At 42.6% G+C, this 17,445-nt stretch carries 20 protein-coding genes and 1 pseudogene; 9 read left to right on the top strand and 12 right to left on the bottom strand.

Going from position 1 to position 17,445, the window contains the following annotated elements; translation table 11 throughout:
- On the top strand, window positions 1–331 hold a 331-nt coding region (locus VF675_RS09680; RefSeq protein WP_440205151.1), incomplete at its 5' end, for an integrase core domain-containing protein.
- A gap of 39 nt (window positions 332–370) precedes the next feature.
- Here VF675_RS09680 and VF675_RS09675 read toward each other — a convergent pair.
- Window positions 371–865: pseudogene (locus VF675_RS09675) on the bottom strand (cation diffusion facilitator family transporter); the annotation flags it as partial.
- Between the two features lie 533 nt (window positions 866–1,398).
- Here VF675_RS09675 and ribA point away from each other — a divergent pair.
- Complete coding sequence (gene ribA / locus VF675_RS09670; protein ID WP_004976959.1) at window positions 1,399–2,001, top strand: GTP cyclohydrolase II; 603 nt, start codon at window positions 1,399–1,401, stop codon at window positions 1,999–2,001.
- A gap of 123 nt (window positions 2,002–2,124) precedes the next feature.
- Here the strand turns inward: ribA and trpA are convergent, their stop codons facing one another.
- Window positions 2,125–2,913 (bottom strand): tryptophan synthase subunit alpha, encoded by a 789-nt coding sequence (gene trpA / locus VF675_RS09665; protein WP_411687915.1) that lies wholly within the window; start codon window positions 2,911–2,913, stop codon window positions 2,125–2,127.
- Window positions 2,910–4,121: a tryptophan synthase subunit beta gene (trpB, locus tag VF675_RS09660; RefSeq protein ID WP_440205150.1), complete on the bottom strand. Its 1,212-nt coding sequence runs from the start codon at window positions 4,119–4,121 to the stop codon at window positions 2,910–2,912. Before trpB ends, trpA begins: the two co-directional genes overlap by 4 nt.
- 102 nt (window positions 4,122–4,223) lie before the next feature.
- Here trpB and VF675_RS09655 point away from each other — a divergent pair, with 102 nt between their 5' ends.
- From VF675_RS09655 to VF675_RS09640, 4 genes are all read left to right on the top strand, one after another.
- Window positions 4,224–5,105 carry a LysR family transcriptional regulator gene (locus VF675_RS09655; RefSeq protein WP_440205149.1) on the top strand — a complete coding sequence of 294 codons (882 nt, stop codon included), beginning with the start codon at window positions 4,224–4,226 and terminating at the stop codon, window positions 5,103–5,105.
- Window positions 5,106–5,224: 119 nt separating this feature from the next.
- A complete protein-coding gene (locus VF675_RS09650; protein ID WP_440205153.1) occupies window positions 5,225–5,797 on the top strand; it encodes a nuclear transport factor 2 family protein in 573 nt (190 codons plus the stop codon).
- On the top strand, window positions 5,773–6,273 hold the full coding sequence (locus VF675_RS09645; protein ID WP_407517116.1) for a chalcone isomerase family protein: 501 nt from the start codon (window positions 5,773–5,775) through the stop codon (window positions 6,271–6,273). Before VF675_RS09650 ends, VF675_RS09645 begins: the two co-directional genes overlap by 25 nt.
- 11 nt (window positions 6,274–6,284) lie before the next feature.
- Window positions 6,285–6,977, top strand: coding sequence for a response regulator transcription factor (locus tag VF675_RS09640; protein ID WP_111885226.1), 693 nt, complete (start codon window positions 6,285–6,287; stop codon window positions 6,975–6,977).
- Here the strand turns inward: VF675_RS09640 and VF675_RS09635 are convergent.
- The 8 genes from VF675_RS09635 to VF675_RS09600 form a co-directional block, all read right to left on the bottom strand.
- Complete coding sequence (locus VF675_RS09635; RefSeq protein WP_440205148.1) at window positions 6,974–8,296, bottom strand: sensor histidine kinase; 1,323 nt, start codon at window positions 8,294–8,296, stop codon at window positions 6,974–6,976. The genes VF675_RS09640 and VF675_RS09635 overlap by 4 nt on opposite strands.
- Window positions 8,297–8,335: 39 nt before the next feature.
- Window positions 8,336–9,385, bottom strand: coding sequence for an SAM-dependent methyltransferase (locus VF675_RS09630; RefSeq protein WP_005177277.1), 1,050 nt, complete (start codon window positions 9,383–9,385; stop codon window positions 8,336–8,338).
- An 8-nt stretch (window positions 9,386–9,393) separates the two neighbouring features.
- On the bottom strand, window positions 9,394–10,173 hold the full coding sequence (locus tag VF675_RS09625; protein ID WP_440205147.1) for a DUF1295 domain-containing protein: 780 nt from the start codon (window positions 10,171–10,173) through the stop codon (window positions 9,394–9,396).
- A 24-nt stretch (window positions 10,174–10,197) separates the two neighbouring features.
- Window positions 10,198–11,403 (bottom strand): SAM-dependent methyltransferase, encoded by a 1,206-nt coding sequence (locus VF675_RS09620; RefSeq protein ID WP_096901218.1) that lies wholly within the window; start codon window positions 11,401–11,403, stop codon window positions 10,198–10,200.
- Window positions 11,400–12,188 (bottom strand): DUF1365 domain-containing protein, encoded by a 789-nt coding sequence (locus VF675_RS09615; RefSeq protein ID WP_253104801.1) that lies wholly within the window; start codon window positions 12,186–12,188, stop codon window positions 11,400–11,402. The genes VF675_RS09620 and VF675_RS09615 overlap by 4 nt, the downstream gene beginning before the upstream one ends.
- Window positions 12,189–12,197: 9 nt before the next feature.
- Entirely contained in the window at window positions 12,198–13,481 is a 1,284-nt protein-coding gene (locus VF675_RS09610) for an NAD(P)/FAD-dependent oxidoreductase (RefSeq protein ID WP_440205146.1), read from the bottom strand.
- On the bottom strand, window positions 13,478–14,464 hold the full coding sequence (locus tag VF675_RS09605) for an acyl-CoA desaturase (protein ID WP_440205145.1): 987 nt from the start codon (window positions 14,462–14,464) through the stop codon (window positions 13,478–13,480). Before VF675_RS09605 ends, VF675_RS09610 begins: the two co-directional genes overlap by 4 nt.
- Before the next feature lie 135 nt (window positions 14,465–14,599).
- Complete coding sequence (locus VF675_RS09600; protein ID WP_440205152.1) at window positions 14,600–15,103, bottom strand: lipocalin family protein; 504 nt, start codon at window positions 15,101–15,103, stop codon at window positions 14,600–14,602.
- A 524-nt stretch (window positions 15,104–15,627) separates the two neighbouring features.
- On the opposite strand from VF675_RS09600, the gene VF675_RS09595 reads away from it, so the two are divergent.
- The 3 genes from VF675_RS09595 to VF675_RS09585 all read left to right on the top strand — a co-directional run bounded on the left by VF675_RS09595 (window position 15,628) and on the right by VF675_RS09585 (window position 16,433).
- Entirely contained in the window at window positions 15,628–15,843 is a 216-nt protein-coding gene (locus VF675_RS09595) for a cold-shock protein (RefSeq protein ID WP_019837890.1), read from the top strand.
- Window positions 15,844–15,942: 99 nt separating this feature from the next.
- Window positions 15,943–16,170, top strand: coding sequence for a hypothetical protein (locus VF675_RS09590; RefSeq protein WP_440205144.1), 228 nt, complete (start codon window positions 15,943–15,945; stop codon window positions 16,168–16,170).
- 65 nt (window positions 16,171–16,235) lie between these two features.
- Complete coding sequence (locus VF675_RS09585) at window positions 16,236–16,433, top strand: hypothetical protein (protein ID WP_019837892.1); 198 nt, start codon at window positions 16,236–16,238, stop codon at window positions 16,431–16,433.
- 161 nt (window positions 16,434–16,594) lie between these two features.
- Here VF675_RS09585 and nudC read toward each other — a convergent pair whose 3' ends face one another.
- A complete protein-coding gene (gene nudC, locus VF675_RS09580) occupies window positions 16,595–17,362 on the bottom strand; it encodes an NAD(+) diphosphatase (protein ID WP_019837893.1) in 768 nt (255 codons plus the stop codon).
- Between the last annotated feature and the right edge of the window lie 83 nt (window positions 17,363–17,445).

Genomic DNA, 17,445 nt, shown 5'->3' with positions numbered 1-17,445 from the left:
CGTGATTCATCATAGTGACAGAGGCGTGCAATATCTTTCCATTCGTTATACCAATCGTTTAGAAGCAGCAAATTTACGAGCATCAGTCGGTACGACTGGTGATTCATACGATAATGCTTTGGCTGAAACGGTGAATGGCTTATACAAAACAGAGGTGATTGAATATTTAAAAGCGGATTGGCACGGTTTAGCAGATGTACAACTTGCGACACTAAACTGGGTAGATTGGTTCAATAAAAAGCGTGTACACAGTGCACTGGGTTATGTATCGCCTTTTGAGTTTGAAGCAATGTACTATGATAAGATTAATCCGTTAGGTCAGGTGGCCTAACTTAAATAAAAAAGTCTCCAACAAACCTGGTACGGTTCATAAGGCATCACTGAGCACCTCAAGATAAGCCCCTTTCACATTTAAGCTGTCTTGGCTGCTCGACACCAAAATTTTCATTGAAATCAGATTGATGATTAAACCCAAAGCCGCAACAATCAGCATGCCGAAGCTTTGAATTTCAGGTGGCTGACTAAAACGCTGATAGGCTTCATATAAAATGTAAATCGCCACCACAAACAACATCATGGCATTAAACAAAGCTGCCAAGATTTCAAACCGTTGGTAGCCAAAAGTACGTTTATCATCGGCAGGCTTTTGCCCAATTTTGATAGCTGCTAAAGCAATGGCTAAAGCAGCGGCATCGGTAAACATATGCGCTGCATCGGACAGTAAGGCCAAACTTTGTGTGATAAATCCTGCAACCACTTCCACAATTAAGAAGGTGAACGTCAAGGCAAGTGCAATGGTTAATTTTTTGGCATTTTTTGCAGTCACTTCAACATGACTGTGATCATGGTTATGAGAACCACTCATGTAGGGCTCCTTATCATTTTATTTAACGGAATGCTTCAGCATTGAAATCGAAGTTTTATTTAATTTAAAAATTACTCGATTCAGCATACTCGGTTAAAACGATAAAATCATCTTTCATGTGAATACGTCTTTATTTGCGGCGTTTTTACCTGTCAAAAAGTTCAGGGCCTGTGTATAGCCTGTTGGTGTAATACGCTGTACCAGATCAATTATTTTGGCATCTGTTCGGCTTTGTTGCACAAAGATTTCATAACTATATGTTTTAAAAGTTTTTATTATTTTTATCCAAAATGAAATTTATTTAAATCAGATGCTTACATATTTAAGCAACAAAGCCTCGGCTAACTAAATTTTTTTTTAGCTTGGTTAGTTATTTTGTCAACTTAATATTTCACAAAAAATTCACTATTAAATACATACTCTTTACTTGGAAGTTAAATGCTGAAATTTATGACTGAAAAAATTTAGCCAATGCTTTCAAGTTAGATTAAGTAAATTGTACCAAATATAAATTTATATAGGTGTATTCTTCAATGGCTATAGAGTTTGTTTCAAAATCAAAACTACCGACTGCATTTGGTGATTTTGAAATTATAGCGTTTCAAGACCAAAGTACTGGTGAAGAACATATCGCTCTTGCCAAAGGCATGGGTACTATTTCTAATCAACCTGTACTCGTTAGAATTCATTCAGAATGCTTAACAGGTGACGCTTTTGGATCACTCAAATGTGATTGTGGCCCCCAATTACATTCAACCATGAAAATGATTAATGATGCAGGTCAAGGTGTGATCTTATACTTGCGCCAAGAAGGTCGCGGCATAGGACTAACCAATAAAATTCGAGCTTACGCCCTTCAAGACCAAGGACATGATACTCTTGACGCCAATTTATTATTAAATTTACCAGCAGATGCTCGTAAATATGATATGTGTACCATTATGTTAGATTATTTAAAAATAAAGAATGTAAAACTCATTACAAATAATCCCCTTAAAATTAAATCTTTAACTGATTTAGGAATTAATGTTGTTGAACGTATTCCTTTAAAAGTTGGTTTAAATATCTTTAACAAAGCTTATCTTGAAACAAAGCAAAAACGCATGTCACATCTATATGATAATAGTGATTTTTAAAAGCGATCACTTTTAGAAAATATGCACGTATAAAGCTCCATCTCCCTTTCGGGAGAAGGCCAAGATAAAATATTGTTTTATATTCAATTATGGTTTTAAAGAAGATTTATGAAAGGTGCCTGACTATTCTTTGTTTTGTCTCAGTATCTGTGCAAAAACCGTCACTTTTTCTAAAGTCGCATTCATTCCCTTATTAAAAAAAGTATCGACAAGCGCTGAGCCAATGATAATAAGATCTACTTTATTGGCTAGTGCTTTAACATGGCTTTCATTTTTGATCCCAAAACCAATTGCAACAGGAATATTAAAAATCGGCTTAATTTCAGTCATCTTTTTCTCAAGATTAGACAGATTGAAGTCTCCTCCTGTTAAGCCATTTTCTGCAACATGATATAAAAACCCTGTCGCGCGCGCTGAAATTTGCTCTAACCTTTCAACTGAGGTCGTCGGCGCGGTCATTGCAATTAAATGCATATTTTTTTCATTTAATTGCACCTCAAATTTTTCTCGATATCCATATGGAGCATCTAAAATCAAGATTCCATCTATAAGATTTTCTGTTTCGGCGATAAGTGTCTCAAAACCATATTGCATAATCGGATTTAAATAAGTCATGAAAATTATTGGTGTCTGGTCATCATGCAGCCTGATTACTTTTACCAACTCAATGGTCTGTTTTACCGTTAGACCTGCATCTAAAGCCCGAAGATGCGCTGCCTGAATGATCTCTCCATCTGCTACTGGATCAGAAAATGGAATACCCACTTCAATAATGTCAGCCCCTGCTTGACCCAATTGGCTTAACAAACGACAACTTTCTGTAAAATTAGGATCTCCAGCAGTAAAATAACAGACCAGACCGCTTCGATTTTCCAGTTTCAATTGCTCTAATTTTTGATCTAGACGGTTCATGCTGTAGCTCCTGCAAGATATTTTTTGACCGTGTTTAAGTCTTTGTCACCTCTGCCACTTAAATTGACAATAATGATCTGTTCTGGCTGCATTTCTTGAGCAAGTTGAATCGCATACGCAATTGCATGAGAACTCTCAAGCGCAGGAATAATGCCCTCCTGTTGGCTTAAAAGCTGAAATGCATTTACCGCTTCTTGATCGGTGATCGCCGTATATGTCACACGTCCTGTTTCAAACAGAAGACCATGCTCAGGACCAACACCAGGATAATCCAATCCAGCTGATATAGAGTGCCCTTCTAAAATCTGCCCATCTGAATCTTGTAATAAATAGGTTAAATTGCCATGCAGCACACCAACTTGACCTTTGCAAATAGAGGCGGCATGTTCACCACTATTTGTTCCTTTTCCACCTGCCTCAACGCAAAACATTTTGACATTTAGGTCTTCTAGAAAAGGATGCATCAACCCTAGTGCATTTGATCCCCCACCCACGCAAGCAACTAGAGCATCAGGCAGTTTATTTTCTTTCAGGAGTATTTGATTTTTGGCTTCTAAACCAATAATTTTATGAAATTCTCTCACCATGGTGGGATATGGATGAGGGCCTGCACCCGTACCCAACAGGTAATAGGTTGTATCCACATGACGAATCCAGTCACGTAATGCTTCGTTCATGGCATCTTTTAAAGTCCCACGACCCTTTTGAACACTTTTGACTTCAGCACCGAGTAATTTCATGCGCTCAACATTCATTTGTTGGCGCTGAATATCTGTTTCTCCCATAAAAATGGTACATTTCATCTTAAACAGCGCGCAAACCGTTGCTGTTGCAACACCATGTTGCCCAGCACCAGTTTCTGCAATGATTCTAGTTTTGCCCATAAATTTGGCTAATAAGATTTGCCCTACACAATTATTGATCTTATGCGCGCCCGTATGGTTCAAATCTTCTCGCTTGAAATATATTCGAGCGCCGCCTGCATAAGCTGTTAGGTTTTTTGCATAAAAAAGAGGACTAGGGCGACCAACGAAGTCCGTTAAAATCTGCTGATATTCAGCCCAAAATTCCTGTTTGTGCCGAACAGTATTAAAGGCTTGCTCTAATTCTTGAAGTGCTGGCATTAAGCTCTCTGGCATGTAACATCCGCCAAATTTACCAAAAAATCCCAAGTCATCAGGACCATTACCTGTATAAGGAGTTGTCATCTCATATCTCTTTTACTATCAAAACTCGTTCGATCTTAAAATATTTTCATTTTGATGATAATTGATATATTTTGAGCTTATGGTGTTAGAAAATTTTACAACATGAAACGCAGAACATTACCTCCTCTTAATGCTTTAAAAGCTTTCGAAGCTGTCGCCAGAAATAAAAGTTTCAGCTTAGCTGCCGAAGAATTATGTGTAACCCATAGCGCGATTAGCCATCAAATAAAGCTGTTAGAAGAATGGTTGGATAAAAAATTGTTTATTCGACATTCCTCGACCATCTCTCTGACGGCGGATGCCGAAGAATTATCGCTCGTTTGTATGGAGCTTTTTAATCGTTTAGAACAATGCGTCTTTGAGTTAACTAATAAGACATCTGAAGTAGAAGTTGTCATAGGCGCTTCTCATAGTTTTATGGCAAATTGGCTGATTCCTCGATTAGAAAAGCTCGAAGTCATTTATCCCAATATCCATATCAAATTAATGACATGTAATGATTTAAAATTGTTAGAAAAAGAGAAGGTTGATATATTTATCAATAGCGTCAGTGAGCATCATCTACTTCCCAACTTTTTGAATAAATATCTGTTATTTCCCGATAACATGGGTCCTATTTGTAATCGTGAAATAAATCTTCTTCATTCCGTAAATGATCTTTTAAACTATCCATTACTTCATACCCACTCAAATAAAAGTGCATGGCATACATGGTTTGATCAGTTTCAAATAAGCTTTTCCCCAAAATCCAATGACCGTTATTTTGATAGTCTGAATTTAATGATAGAGGCTGCCGTGTCTGGGTTAGGAATTGCCATAGCACCTCAAATTCTAGTAGAAAAAGAAATGTTAAATGGAAAGATCATTGCCCCTTTTGGTTTTATCTATTGTGACTATAATTTTTATGCAATGGTCAGAAAAAATAACGAAAATCGTGATGTTATGAATATCATTGATTGGTTAATGGCCGAAGAAAAAAGTTAACCATTTAATCTTTGATTTGAAAAATTCTATTCAATTGCTTCATCTATAACGTCTATTTCACATTCTGTTCACGCTGTGCTGCCTAAGGTATAAACATACACTTCATACGGACACTGATGATGAGACTTGTAAAAACACTAACTGCTACAGCCTTATCCTTGCCGCTTCTGTTGTTAGCCGGATGTAAAAGTATTCCCATTTATTCAGCCGATTACGCCCAATCCAGAAACGGTATTCAGGGGATAGCGCTGGATCAGGCTAAAGCTCAGGATATCGGCCTCCGCTTTACCTCAGCCTTTAACACCTTGGGCACACCAGAATTTGTGGAAAGAGCCGGATCGCTGTATGCCGACCAGCTGTTTATTAACGATACCCTATCGCAATTTTCATCCCGTCAAAATCTACTCGAGCACTTTCAAGGCATGAACAAACGGGTCAGCAAGGTCAGCGTCAAGCTGTTAAACGCTTCTTATCATCAGGACTCTGCCTACGTGCACTGGCATATGACCTATGATTTTAAAATGTTCGGCACGACCCGCAGTATGGACTCTTACGGTATCAGTGAAATCAAGATCAACGAAAACAACAAGATTATTTTCCAGCAGGATTTCTGGGACCCTGCGAACGGCCTGTACCGTTCCCTGCCTTATGTTGGAGGGGTCTACTCATGGCTACTGCCTTTCAAAAAATAGCGATTAGTACGGCGTTAGTGATGGGATGTAGCTTCTGTCCATGGGCACAGGCACAAAGCCTGAATCAATGCGGCAATGGTCCGCTGATGGTGGGTAAAAAACAGGTCGGTATGGCCAGTTATTTTGCCCAAAACTGTAGCCAGTCCTGGGAAAAACAAAATATACAAATGGACTTTTCCTATACCCAGAATATTCCGGAATGGGCATTTAAGCGTGCGGCCACACATTTACTGAAACGGAATGTTAAAGACGCAAAAATACATGCTCTATTCAACCCAATCACTGATTTGTATCGTCCGGTCAGATCAGGCGACCTGTACCGTTTAAAATACGACCATGCTACACAGACCCTAAGCTTATCCCTGAACCAGCAGGGTTTAGGGCAGCTTAAACATCCTCTGGCACAACAATATTTTAATATATGGCTGGGTCCCCAGCCATTTAGTGCTAAATTAAAACAGCAATTATTAAATTAGTATCTGCCGCTATGTCGAAACATTTTATCCTGATGGTTGAAGACCATTATGAACTGGCCTCTACCCTATGCGAGTTTCTGGAAGAACATGGCTTTGTGGTCGATCATGCCCGCAATCTGAGTGCTGCTAGACAATTACTGAAACAGCAACGCTACCATATCTTGCTACTAGACATTAATTTGCCTGATGGTTCTGGTTATGAATTGTGCGAGTGGTTACGCAATGAAGAAGGGTTGGACTTACCTGTCTTGATGCTTACCGCTCGGGATACCTTGGATGATAAACTCAAAGGCTTCAATTCCGGCACGGATGATTATCTGGTCAAGCCCTTTGACTTTAACGAGCTGGTGGTTCGGGTCAAGGCCCTGATCAAACGTTCTCTGGGTGAAGTATCTAGCAGTCGTCTGCAAATTCATGACCTAATTTTGGACCCAGCAACACAGCAGCTAACTCGAGCTGGGCAGAACATTGAATTGCCTCCTATTCAGTTTAAACTTTTGAAGCTACTGATGCGTCACTCTCCTAAAGTACTGACCAAACAGGAAATTATGATGGAGCTTTGGGGTGACGAAGAGCCAGAAAGTGATGCTCTGCGCAGTCATATCTATAATTTACGCAAAATGGTCGATAAACCCTTTGAACAAAAGCTGATTCACACCATATCCGGGATTGGTTTAAAGATTGCTTTCGAAGATGAAGCCTAATTTAGGTACACAACGACAATCAGTCCAGTGGTCATTGCCAGGTCAAAATTCTGATGAGTGCCAAGATAATATTGCCTGTCAAACAGCTCCACACGCCAACCTAGCTGTTTGCATAGCTTTTGCACCAATTGCAATCCAATGCCATGCCCTTTGATTTCCAGTTGTAGCTGCTGGCCAGACAGTTCCTGAACCTTAGAATTGTTAGGTAAAGGCATGCCGACCCCATTGTCAGCAATCAGCACTTTATTTTTTTCCAGAATCACATCAATTTCTGTGCCCTGTGAATAGTTCAGCGCATTGCGCAGAATATTACCAAACACCATTTTGGTCATGGATGGGTAAAGTTTACGCGGCTGTTCATCGAGGTCTTTTTGCAGGTCAATCTGCATGCCTTTGTTATGACTGACACTCTCTAGATCCTGCACCAGATTGTCCAGACATTCTGAAAGCATGGTCGGTTCAGCAGTTAAAGTATTGGTGGTATTGCGGGCAATGGCCAGCAAGGTATCGACCAGCAGCTGCATGTCTTCAATGGTGTTATGCAGGCGGGTAAAGGACTTGTTGTCGCCATAGCGTGCCTGACACAGCTGCACATTGCCTTTTAAAATGGTCAGTGGCGTGCGCAGCTCATGGCTAACATCTCCGGTAAATTCACGCTCACGCTGAATAAATTCGCTTAATACCTGATGATATTTTTCCAGCGCCTGCTTGAGGTATTCAGCTTCCAGATTGGAGTCGGTGCGGATGTCCTGAAAAGGCGAAGCCTGATTTTTCTGATGTTCCCAGTCGATATGTTCCAGCGCATTGGCCAACCGGGTAATCGGGGAAAAATAACGTCGGGCCCGACGGTTCCACCACCACAATACGCTATATAGCACAAACAGGCTGACCATCAGCGGTGCCAGGCCAAACAGCCAGACCAGCTTGTTGACGTTGCTTTCGCCAAACACCAGCAGCACATGCTGTCCGTCTTTTTCACCATACACGGTCATGCGCTCCTTGCCATCGACAAAATGCCGGTTCACCCCTTGCTCAAGCTGCATGTGGCGAAATTGGACTGGCGGCACATCGCTCCAGCGGTAACCATACAGGTTTTTGGTGTCGGGCAGTTCAGCAGCCGGATTACGTTCCAGCCGCTGCCAGTAGTGTGACATTTCCTGTTCTAGTGCAGTTCTGAGCAGGGAACCCTTGATTACCCAAGCACTACAGCCAATCCCGATCACCACAGACAGGGCAATGAATCCGATTTGCAGCCAGTAATAGCGGTTAAACACCTCACCCAGAGGATGATCGTGTTTGTCCCTGAACAGCTTTAACATTGGTGCATTCCCCGCTGGCCCATCCGATTCGCCATTCAATTATACGGTTTTCTTTTTAAACAGAAAGTGACCGATCACCCACTCGCGTCCATGCTCATAACCGAACAGCTCGGCACAGGCCATAAAGAAAATCCGCCAGCGTTGCCACCAGATGGCGGCATCTGCACCATAGGTCTGTTCAAACAGGGGCTGCAGCTCGACCTGTTTCCGGTCCATGTTCTCCAGCCAGGCATTTGCGGTGCGTTCATACTGCGTGCCAGCCCATTGCCAGTGCTGCTCTAATTGCAAATGCTGCTGGAAATGCAGAAAGGTCGAAGCTGCCGGCATCAGTCCGCCACTAAAGAAATATCTCGACATCCAGTCGAATTCATTTTTCACTTCAAACGGATAATGCAGGAAACGGTGACAGAAAATATGGCACCAGAGCAGACCATCCGCTTTCAGCCAGCTGCTGATATTTTCAAACAGTTTCTGGTAATTACGTACGTGTTCAAACATTTCCACCGAAACCACGCGGTCAAAGGACGCGGGTTCCAGTTGCAGCACATTGACGTCGCAGGTGATCACCGTCAGGTTCTGCAGTTTTTTCAGACGCGCCTGTTCCTGAATATACTGGCGCTGGGTCGAGGAATTCGACACCACCGTGATACGGGCCTTGGGATAATGCTCTGCCATATACAGACTCAAAGATCCCCAGCCACAGCCAATTTCCAGAATATCCTGTCCATCTTTTAACTGTGCACGCTGGCAATAGCTGGCCAGTGCCGCTTCTTCCGCCTGATCCAGCGTGGTATGAGTATGTTCAAACAGGCTGGCACTGTATTTCAGACGCTTGCCCAGTACTGCCTGGAAAAATGCGGTGGGCAGTTCATAGTGCTGTTCATTGGCCTTGTCGGTCTCGATGGCAATCTCGCTGTTTTTCAGCATATGCAGCACATCCATATAGCGCCGGGCTGCCAGTGCCGGGTCAAAGCGTCCTTCCTGTGCCAGACGTTTTTTGCTTAGGCTGCGAATGCCGGCGCGAATGACCGAATCGGGCAGCTTGCCGCTTTCGACCAGTTTTAAAGATTGTTGAATCATAAAGTCCATGTATTTACCTACTGTTTGGGTGGCCACGGAATAAACATTGAAGTTCGTCGTTGATAGTCTTTATAGTTGTCGCCGCGATGTGCCAGCGCCTGTTGTTCACTAAAGGGAATCCCGGTGATGTAGTACAGAAACAGCCACATCAGCAGCGGATAAATCCATAATCCATAGGCACCTGCTGCCAAACCGAGCACTGGATAGGCAAACCAATGCAGCCATTCAAAAAAATAATTCGGATGACGCGAATATTTCCATAAGCCCTGATCCATGGTTTTACCTTGATTCTGTGGATCTAGCTTAAAACGGTAAAGTTGCTGATCGGCAGTGCTTTCGCCTATCAAAGCCGAGAGCATGATCATACCCGCCACAATAACAGTGACCAAAGTCCAGTCATTCCATTGCTCGGTCGAGATACTTAACAACTTCAGCATTGGGTAAGAAAACAGTAGCGCCAAACCTGCCTGAAATATAAAAAACACCAGAAAACCAAGATGCTGATAGCCCCCCATCGCTCTGCGCATGTTGGCATAACGCGTGTCTTCTTGGGTTTCATTGGCATAGCGCCGTAACAGATGCCAAGTCAGTCGTGAAAACCAGATCCCACTCGCCAGTCCCAGAAATAACCGAACCAACAGTGGTGCACTGTCAGTCGCCCAAGCGGCAATAATCACATTAAGAGCAATACTGAAACTCCAAGCGACATCGACCAGCCCTGCTCTGCGGTTATAGGTCACCAACACCCAGCTACAGAGCATGATGAAGACATTGAGCAAAAATAAATCTAGCAGCATGCCGCCCTCCTGTTTTATTTTTGCTTAGTAAGCACTGGCTTCAAACAGCAAATGAACATCGCTGATCACACCTTCGCGGAAGCCACCTTCGCAATAACACAGATAAAAATCCCACATGCGGATAAAGCGCTCATCAAAACCAAGTTGCAGCACCTGATCACGTTGCTCCAGAAAACGCTGACGCCAGCAGTGCAAGGTCTGGGCATAGCTTTGACCAATATCTTCCAGATGTTTGAGACGAAGTTTTTGCTCAGAAGCCGTTTGCGTCATCACACTGATACATGGAATAAAACTACCAGGGAAAATATAACGCTTAATGTAATCCACCGTATTTAAAGCTTTAACATAGCGTGCATCTTCAATGGTAATCGCCTGTATCAACGCTAGACCATTCGGCTTAAGGAGCTCGCGGCATTTTTGGAAATAAGTTGGTAAATATTGCTCACCCACTGCTTCAATCATTTCAATCGACACAAGCTTGTCGTATTTGCCCTCGAGTAAACGGTAGTCCTGAAGCTGTACAGATACCCGATGAGACAGCCCTGCTTCAGCAACTCGGGCGCGTGCTTCATCGTACTGAGCTTTGGAAATGGTAATGGTGGTCACCTTACAGCCATAATGCTGAGCCGCATAAATGGCAAAGCCTCCCCAGCCGCTGCCAATTTCAACCAAATGGTCCATCGGTTGCAATTGAAGTTTTTGGCAGATCAGTTCTTTTTTATAATCTGAAGCTTGTTCCAAGCTCATACAGGGTTCTTTAAACACCGCACTGGAATACATCATGCTGGAATCTAAGAACAATTTAAAAAAATCATTGCTCAAGTCATAATGCTCAGCAATATTCTGACGACTACCATCAATCGAATTCTTGCGGGATCTATACCAAGCCTTGAGTACCAACTGGCTAGCTTTTGCCACTACGTTTTGATTCATCCGATCAAGCACATCACGATTACGTGCTAGAATACGAATTACGTTAACCAGATCTTCACTGCTCCAGTAACCACGAATAAATCCTTCTGCTGCCCCCAGTACACCATTACGGAACAGCAAATCGATAAGGCGTTCGTCATGAACTTGAATTACAGCATGTAAGTCACTGTAGTTTTCGCCGACCAGACCATTCCAGATACCTTTAAATATTAACTGACCATGACGCAATTTCAGCAAATGCCGTAATACCACTGGCAGTTCGGTGTGCTCTCCCATTAACAGTGTTTTCATAGTCATATCTTTCCTTTTTCTTTTTTAGGATGGCGGTAAAACGGAATTTTCTTTTTCCATAAACGAAAGGCATGCAGATAAATTCCGCTGACCATCCTGAAGGGTTCAAGAACTTTCAGTACAGCATAGCGATGCTGCTGTGAAGGAACTGTGATGGCCTCTAGGGAAAATTTCAGGGTGGCATCGAATTGCAGCACGGCCTGCTCAAACAGCTGCATATGAATCACGTTCTGATGATCAGAGAAGCTGAAGCGCCAACGATAATCTAGCTCCATCGGCATGAACGGCGACACATGAAAGACCTTTTTAAAGTCAAACTGATGACTCTGGTATGGCGCATGTTCGTCTGCATTGTTTCGGCAGTCGTGAATGTAGACCTGTCTTTCATTCCACGGTGTGTTGGTGATTTCACTCAGTACAAATATCAGTTGGTCGGTGGCATCAAAGACTAGATAAAACACTACAGAATTAAAGCGAAAGCCGAGTGTTCGTGGCAAAGCCAGCACCCGGATAGATGCGGCATGCGGTAATAGATAGTTTTCCCGTTTAATGAGCAGGCGTGCAATCTTCTGCCGAATCGAACCATATTCCATGGTCAGAAAATCCCGCTCATCTAGGGTCAGGAAATTCCAGTGCCTAGAAGACCATAGCCAGGATTTTTGGGTAAAGCTTGAGAGTTGATCCGGATCAAACCATAGATAGCTCAGCTGGGTTTTAAAAGCATGGGCTTGGGGCAAATAACGTCGATGCCGGATTTCAGCAGTGGCGATCGCCAGTGGATACATCTGCATCATGCACTCCTAGGCTGCCTGTTCAGCCTGTTTTAATAGCTGATCGATTACCCATGATGCGCTACGCGCCCCATCCTCATGAAAGCCCCAGCCCCAGTAAGCGCCACAATATGAGGTGCGGTTTTGGCCGTTGACCTCGGCCCAGCGTTGCTGTGCTTCAATCGCCGGGGCATCAAACACGGGATGACGGTAATGTCGTTCTACCCAGATTTTTTTTGGATTCAGGGCAAAATTAGGATTCAGGGTGGCAAAGACCTGGGTTTTGCAGTTCAGGTTTTGCAACTGGTTCATCCAGTAGCTAAAGCCATAATGTGTGCCACTGTGTTGGAATGGCGTCTGTTCAGTGACCTGAGTCGGCGTGACGTGTACATGCCAGCTGGCCCACTGGCGACGGGATTTGGGCATGATAGAGGTATCGGAATGTACCACCATGCGGTTATCTTGATAGCGGAACTTGCCTAGCACGTCCAGCTCCTGCGCGGTCGGGTCTTTCAGCAGTTTCAGGCTGTCATCGGCGTGGCTGGCGAAAATCACCCAGTCAAAACGCTCGCTGCCCTGTTGGGTTTCAATCAGCACATCATTGGCACTGCGAGACACCCGATGCACAGCAGTTTTACGAAGCGTGATATTGCACTGGGCCTGAATGGCACGGACGTAGCGAGCTGATCCACCCTTGACCGTCAGCCATAAAGGACGGTCTTTGAGCTGCAACATGCGATGATGCTGGAAAAAACTCACCACAAACTTATACGGAATCTGTCCGGCCTGTTCTACCGGGCAGGACCACAGCGCTCCACACATCGGATAGAGATGTTCATGACGGAAGGCTTCGGAATAGCCATGCCGATCCAGATACTCATCAATACTGAGCTGTGCATCGACATGCTCGACATCCAGATCTTTATTGGCGGCATAGAAGCGGAACAGATCCGACAACATCGCACGAAAATCTGCATTAAAAAAGTTTTGAGGTCGGAACAATAACGAGAATTTTTTTGAAGGATTGTACTGTAAGCCAGTGACCTGATTATTCACCGAAAAGCCCATGTCACTGCTTTGCGATTGAATCCCAAGTTCTTTTAGCATGGCGCAGAATAGCGGATAGTTATGCTCATTAAAGACAATAAAGCCACTGTCTACCGCAACCTGTTCACCATCGATATTCAGCTGATGTGTATCGGTATGACCACCAAAGTAGTTATTCTTTTCAAAGACTGTGACTTCATGCGCTTTGCTGAGTTTCCAAGCAGCGTACAGACCGGAAATACCTGAACCAATAATTGCAATTTTCATGGTGATTCCTTTGAATGAATAGTCGGAGTGTCGGTCTTGGCAGCTTTTTTCTGTTTCCGAGCCCGGGCAATTTTACTGACATCATAGACACGTGCCGGAATCGGCTTAAGTCCCCAGACCAGCCCGAACAAAGACATGAGTTTCAGCAGGTAATAGGTCACATCAATCTGCCACCAGTAAAAACCCTGCCGGGTACTGCCGGCATAATAATGGTGATTGTTGTGCCAGCCTTCGCCCAAGGTAATGATCGACAGGAATAAATTGTTGCGGCTGTGATCGTCCGTATCAAAATCACGGCTGCCGTAATGATGCGCCAGTGAGTTAATACACAAAGTGGCATGGAGCAGTAACACAGTGGAGACCACAAATCCCCAGACCAGCAATTGCAGGCCGGAGGTGCCTAGTTGCGGCCAGGTCACAGCCAGCCACTCCCCTAGCGCATAAATCCCGCCCGCGGTAAGCAGCACCACAATTAAACTGAAACGGTCCAGCCAGATCAGTTCCGGATATTTTAGCCAATCTCTAATGACTTCTTTTCGCGTGGCAAAGTTATATTCATTTAAAAACCAGCCAACGTGGCTGTACCAAAAACCATGCGTGGAGGAATGCGGGTCTTGCAAGGTATCGGTATAGCGATGGTGATAACGGTGATGCGCCGCCCACCAGAGCGGGCCACGCTGCGCACTCATGGTACCCATCAGCACAAACAGGAACTGTACCGGACGCGAAGTCTGAAAAGTTTTATGTGACAGATAACGATGAAAAAAAGCGGTGATGGAAAACATGCGGATCAGGTAGAACGCCAGCATAAAGCCCAGCGCAAACCATGATACCCCCACCCAGAACACTGCGAGACAGGCCAGATGCAACAGAATAAAGGGCAAAATCCGGAGCCACTGAATCTGGCTGTTTTCAGCGGTCAGCGTTTCAGGCGATGTGTGTATGGACCAGCTGTCTATCCATAGCATCAAGCTTTTCAACATGGACTCATCCTACTTTTAAGCGGTTGTCTTTATTCTATTTGATGAGTGTAATCAGTCAGATATGAATTTTATGTGAAGTAAATAAAAAAAACCGAACTGTAGAGAGATTTATCAGTTCGGCAAAAGGGTAACAGATTAATGAGGCAATTTGATAAGTTTTGTGACGTCGTAACCATAATGTTTTGCAGTTTCCAGATAGGACTGATAGGTGGCTTCATCCAGTTGCGGTTCACGTGACAAAATCCATAGGTATTTATGACTTGGTCCCCCCACAAGCGCCACTTTATATTCTGGATCTACTCGCAATACCCAGTAATCACCTTTGCTAAATGGTATCCATCTTAAACCTGTAGGCAAAAAGCTGACCTTCAGTTTGCTGTTCCCCTTGTTTTGCGAATACGCAACACCTTCAGAGCTAATTATCTCACCATTGGCAGTTCGGCAGCTATTCAATACACCGATAGTTTGATCGGCATTGACGCTATATTGTGCCGTGATATTAGCTATACATTTACGCTGAAAATACATCGGTAAATGCGCAATTTCATGCCATTTACCAGCATACTGCCTGATATCTACCTGATCGACCGCCCGAGGGGCGACCGTTTCAGCTCGAGCAGTAAAGCTTAGGCTGATCATGGCCAGCGCTGTAACTGCAAAAACCGACTTGAATAGCTTCTTCATTTTTTAGCCTTGTTGGATCTCATGATTAAGATAACCCAAGTCGATGTGAACAAAGCGTGAAGATTAAATGCAGAATGAAGGTAGGAGAAATTTCAATCTTAAGCCTGAGAAAATGGGGAAAATCATTTCTTCTTGGATCCCCTTTTAAAGCGGTAGATTGTTTTTTTAGATTCAATGTAGCAATATTGTCGATAGTATTATTTAAAAAAGTCAACTAGATCAACATATTAATTCCTGAAACAATCATCTTTTATAAGGCAATTAAATATACATATAAGAAAACTTGATTAATTTTATTTTTAAGGTATAGTTAACTCAACTAGAAAAAAGTCTTGTTTCATTAAATCTCTCTTAAGTATCGTCGTTTTATTCATAATTCTTCGTTTTTTTCAGATTTTAAGTTTCATTCTTTATTATTTTCAAAGTTATATGCAGTCAATAAAATGACTAAAAATTATTAAAAATCAGTAGGATTTATTATGTCAAACTCAAATGTTGTTAAAGGTACCGTTAAGTGGTTCAATGAAACTAAAGGTTTTGGTTTTATTCAACCAGAATCAGGTCCAGATGTTTTTGCGCACTTCAGTGAAATTGCTAACTCAGGTTTTAAAACCTTATTCGAAGGCCAACAGGTTGAATTTAGTATTGCTCAAGGTCAAAAAGGACCGAATGCGGTCAATATTGTTGCTATATAAGCACTAATACGAGTTGAAAAAGCACTACTCAGTGCTTTTTTAATTTTAAAGAAAAGTTGTTGTTCCATATTGGAAAAAATCATAAAAACAGGATATAAATTGTTAAAAGTTAATGAATTAATTGCAAAATCTAAAAATGGTACTGAAATTATCGTTTCTTTAATTCCCTTAAATAAAATGCAGAATACACGTCAAGGTTTTAAAGAAATTGAAGTGGGTAAAAGAGTTCTGCTGGAATCTGGAATTGATGTAGATTTAAATTTAGATGGTCGTACATTTTATACGTCTTTAAATCAATTATTTAAGCTAAATCAAAAAGTTGTTTAAAAAAATAATATATTGCTTAATTAATTGAATAGCCGCTCTGCCATAATCTTGTTAAAGGTGAACTAATGTTTAAACAAAATCTAAATGTAAAAGACCAATTTGGTATCAAATATTCTATTCAGGCCACGGTTGAGCGCCATTTTAGTGCTAGCCAGTCTTGCTCCCATGTCAAATATATTACCGTGGATGGTGAAGATATTCGACCCAGTTTTGAAATGTTTTTCCAAAGTACTTCAAGCGGAAAAATTTTCAAAATTATTTAAGTCGATGAACTACTCACAGCTAAAACAAAGATGATAATATAAAAATATTTATATATTATCGCTTTATATTATTTATAACTCATATAATAATTTTAAATTTCTAGTGGCTTAACTCGCCCTTAAAAGAACGAGAATGCGCACTATATTATTTGTTCAAAATTTCAAAGCCATTCTTTACTGTCATCAGCTACAGGCGTTCCATGCATCACATGTTGAATCATGGCATAGGCAATACTGCCCTTAAACGGAATTTCGGGTAACTGATCAAATTTGAAAAACTGCGCATCGCTCAGTTCATTTTCCTGAATTTGAATGTCCCCTGTATGATATTCCGCCTTGAAGGCCATCATCAGATTGCTGGGAAACGGCCACGGCTGGCTGGCCAGATATTGAATGTTTTTGATCTGCAGCCCAACTTCTTCTAGGGTTTCACGGCGGACTGCCTCTTCCAGGGTTTCTCCGACTTCAACAAAGCCGGCAATCAGACTGTACATTTGGGTTTTATTGCGGGCATTTTTTGCCAGCAGAATTTCATCTTCGCCCCGGGTAATGATGGTAATCACACAGGGATTCACCCGTGGATACTGGTTATAGCCACAGGATGGACAGACCATGGCATACTGGCTGGCGTGTTGCTGGGTGGCATGGCCGCATTTACTGCAAAAGCGGTGGTTACGGCGCCATTCCAGTAACTGTACCGCACGGCTGGCCTCTTCAAATTGTGGTCTGTTCCAGACTTGCACTAGTTGTCGGATCGGAACCAGCTGATAACCTTCAGGCACCGGTTCGTCTTCTTTCAGGTCACGAGCAATGATCTCGCCATTTTCCGTCAAGTTCAAGTCGTGCTGCAGTTTGGCTACCTGCGGCAACTGAAAATGCTCATCCACCAATAATTGCTGCTGTCTAAAAATATACGCTTTTGAATGCATGCTCGTGAGAATTCCCTGATTAAAAAAAATCCCATACTGGGGATGTATGGGACAAAACTAAGGAAGCTTACATGGAGTAACTT

The organism is Acinetobacter sp. Lyrl_1 (assembly GCF_051948795.1).
GTDB lineage: Bacteria > Pseudomonadota > Gammaproteobacteria > Pseudomonadales > Moraxellaceae > Acinetobacter > Acinetobacter towneri.
This window is presented reverse-complemented; position numbering and strand designations above follow the sequence as displayed.

Bases quoted from the DNA above. Each gene is read 5' to 3' on its own strand.
- VF675_RS09585 (WP_019837892.1), top strand. From the start codon at position 16,236: ATGTTTAAACAAAATCTAAATGTAAAAGACCAATTTGGTATCAAATAT.
- nudC (WP_019837893.1), bottom strand. From the start codon at position 17,362: ATGCATTCAAAAGCGTATATTTTTAGACAGCAGCAATTATTGGTGGAT.
- VF675_RS09620 (WP_096901218.1), bottom strand. From the start codon at position 11,403: ATGACTATGAAAACACTGTTAATGGGAGAGCACACCGAACTGCCAGTG.
- VF675_RS09610 (WP_440205146.1), bottom strand. From the start codon at position 13,481: ATGAAAATTGCAATTATTGGTTCAGGTATTTCCGGTCTGTACGCTGCT.
- VF675_RS09640 (WP_111885226.1), top strand. From the start codon at position 6,285: ATGTCGAAACATTTTATCCTGATGGTTGAAGACCATTATGAACTGGCC.
- VF675_RS09645 (WP_407517116.1), top strand. From the start codon at position 5,773: ATGGCTACTGCCTTTCAAAAAATAGCGATTAGTACGGCGTTAGTGATG.
- VF675_RS09600 (WP_440205152.1), bottom strand. From the start codon at position 15,103: ATGATCAGCCTAAGCTTTACTGCTCGAGCTGAAACGGTCGCCCCTCGG.
- VF675_RS09625 (WP_440205147.1), bottom strand. From the start codon at position 10,173: ATGCTGCTAGATTTATTTTTGCTCAATGTCTTCATCATGCTCTGTAGC.
- VF675_RS09655 (WP_440205149.1), top strand. From the start codon at position 4,224: ATGAAACGCAGAACATTACCTCCTCTTAATGCTTTAAAAGCTTTCGAA.
- VF675_RS09635 (WP_440205148.1), bottom strand. From the start codon at position 8,296: ATGTTAAAGCTGTTCAGGGACAAACACGATCATCCTCTGGGTGAGGTG.
- VF675_RS09595 (WP_019837890.1), top strand. From the start codon at position 15,628: ATGTCAAACTCAAATGTTGTTAAAGGTACCGTTAAGTGGTTCAATGAA.
- VF675_RS09605 (WP_440205145.1), bottom strand. From the start codon at position 14,464: ATGTTGAAAAGCTTGATGCTATGGATAGACAGCTGGTCCATACACACA.
- VF675_RS09650 (WP_440205153.1), top strand. From the start codon at position 5,225: ATGAGACTTGTAAAAACACTAACTGCTACAGCCTTATCCTTGCCGCTT.
- VF675_RS09615 (WP_253104801.1), bottom strand. From the start codon at position 12,188: ATGCAGATGTATCCACTGGCGATCGCCACTGCTGAAATCCGGCATCGA.
- VF675_RS09630 (WP_005177277.1), bottom strand. From the start codon at position 9,385: ATGGACTTTATGATTCAACAATCTTTAAAACTGGTCGAAAGCGGCAAG.
- ribA (WP_004976959.1), top strand. From the start codon at position 1,399: ATGGCTATAGAGTTTGTTTCAAAATCAAAACTACCGACTGCATTTGGT.
- trpA (WP_411687915.1), bottom strand. From the start codon at position 2,913: ATGAACCGTCTAGATCAAAAATTAGAGCAATTGAAACTGGAAAATCGA.
- trpB (WP_440205150.1), bottom strand. From the start codon at position 4,121: ATGACAACTCCTTATACAGGTAATGGTCCTGATGACTTGGGATTTTTT.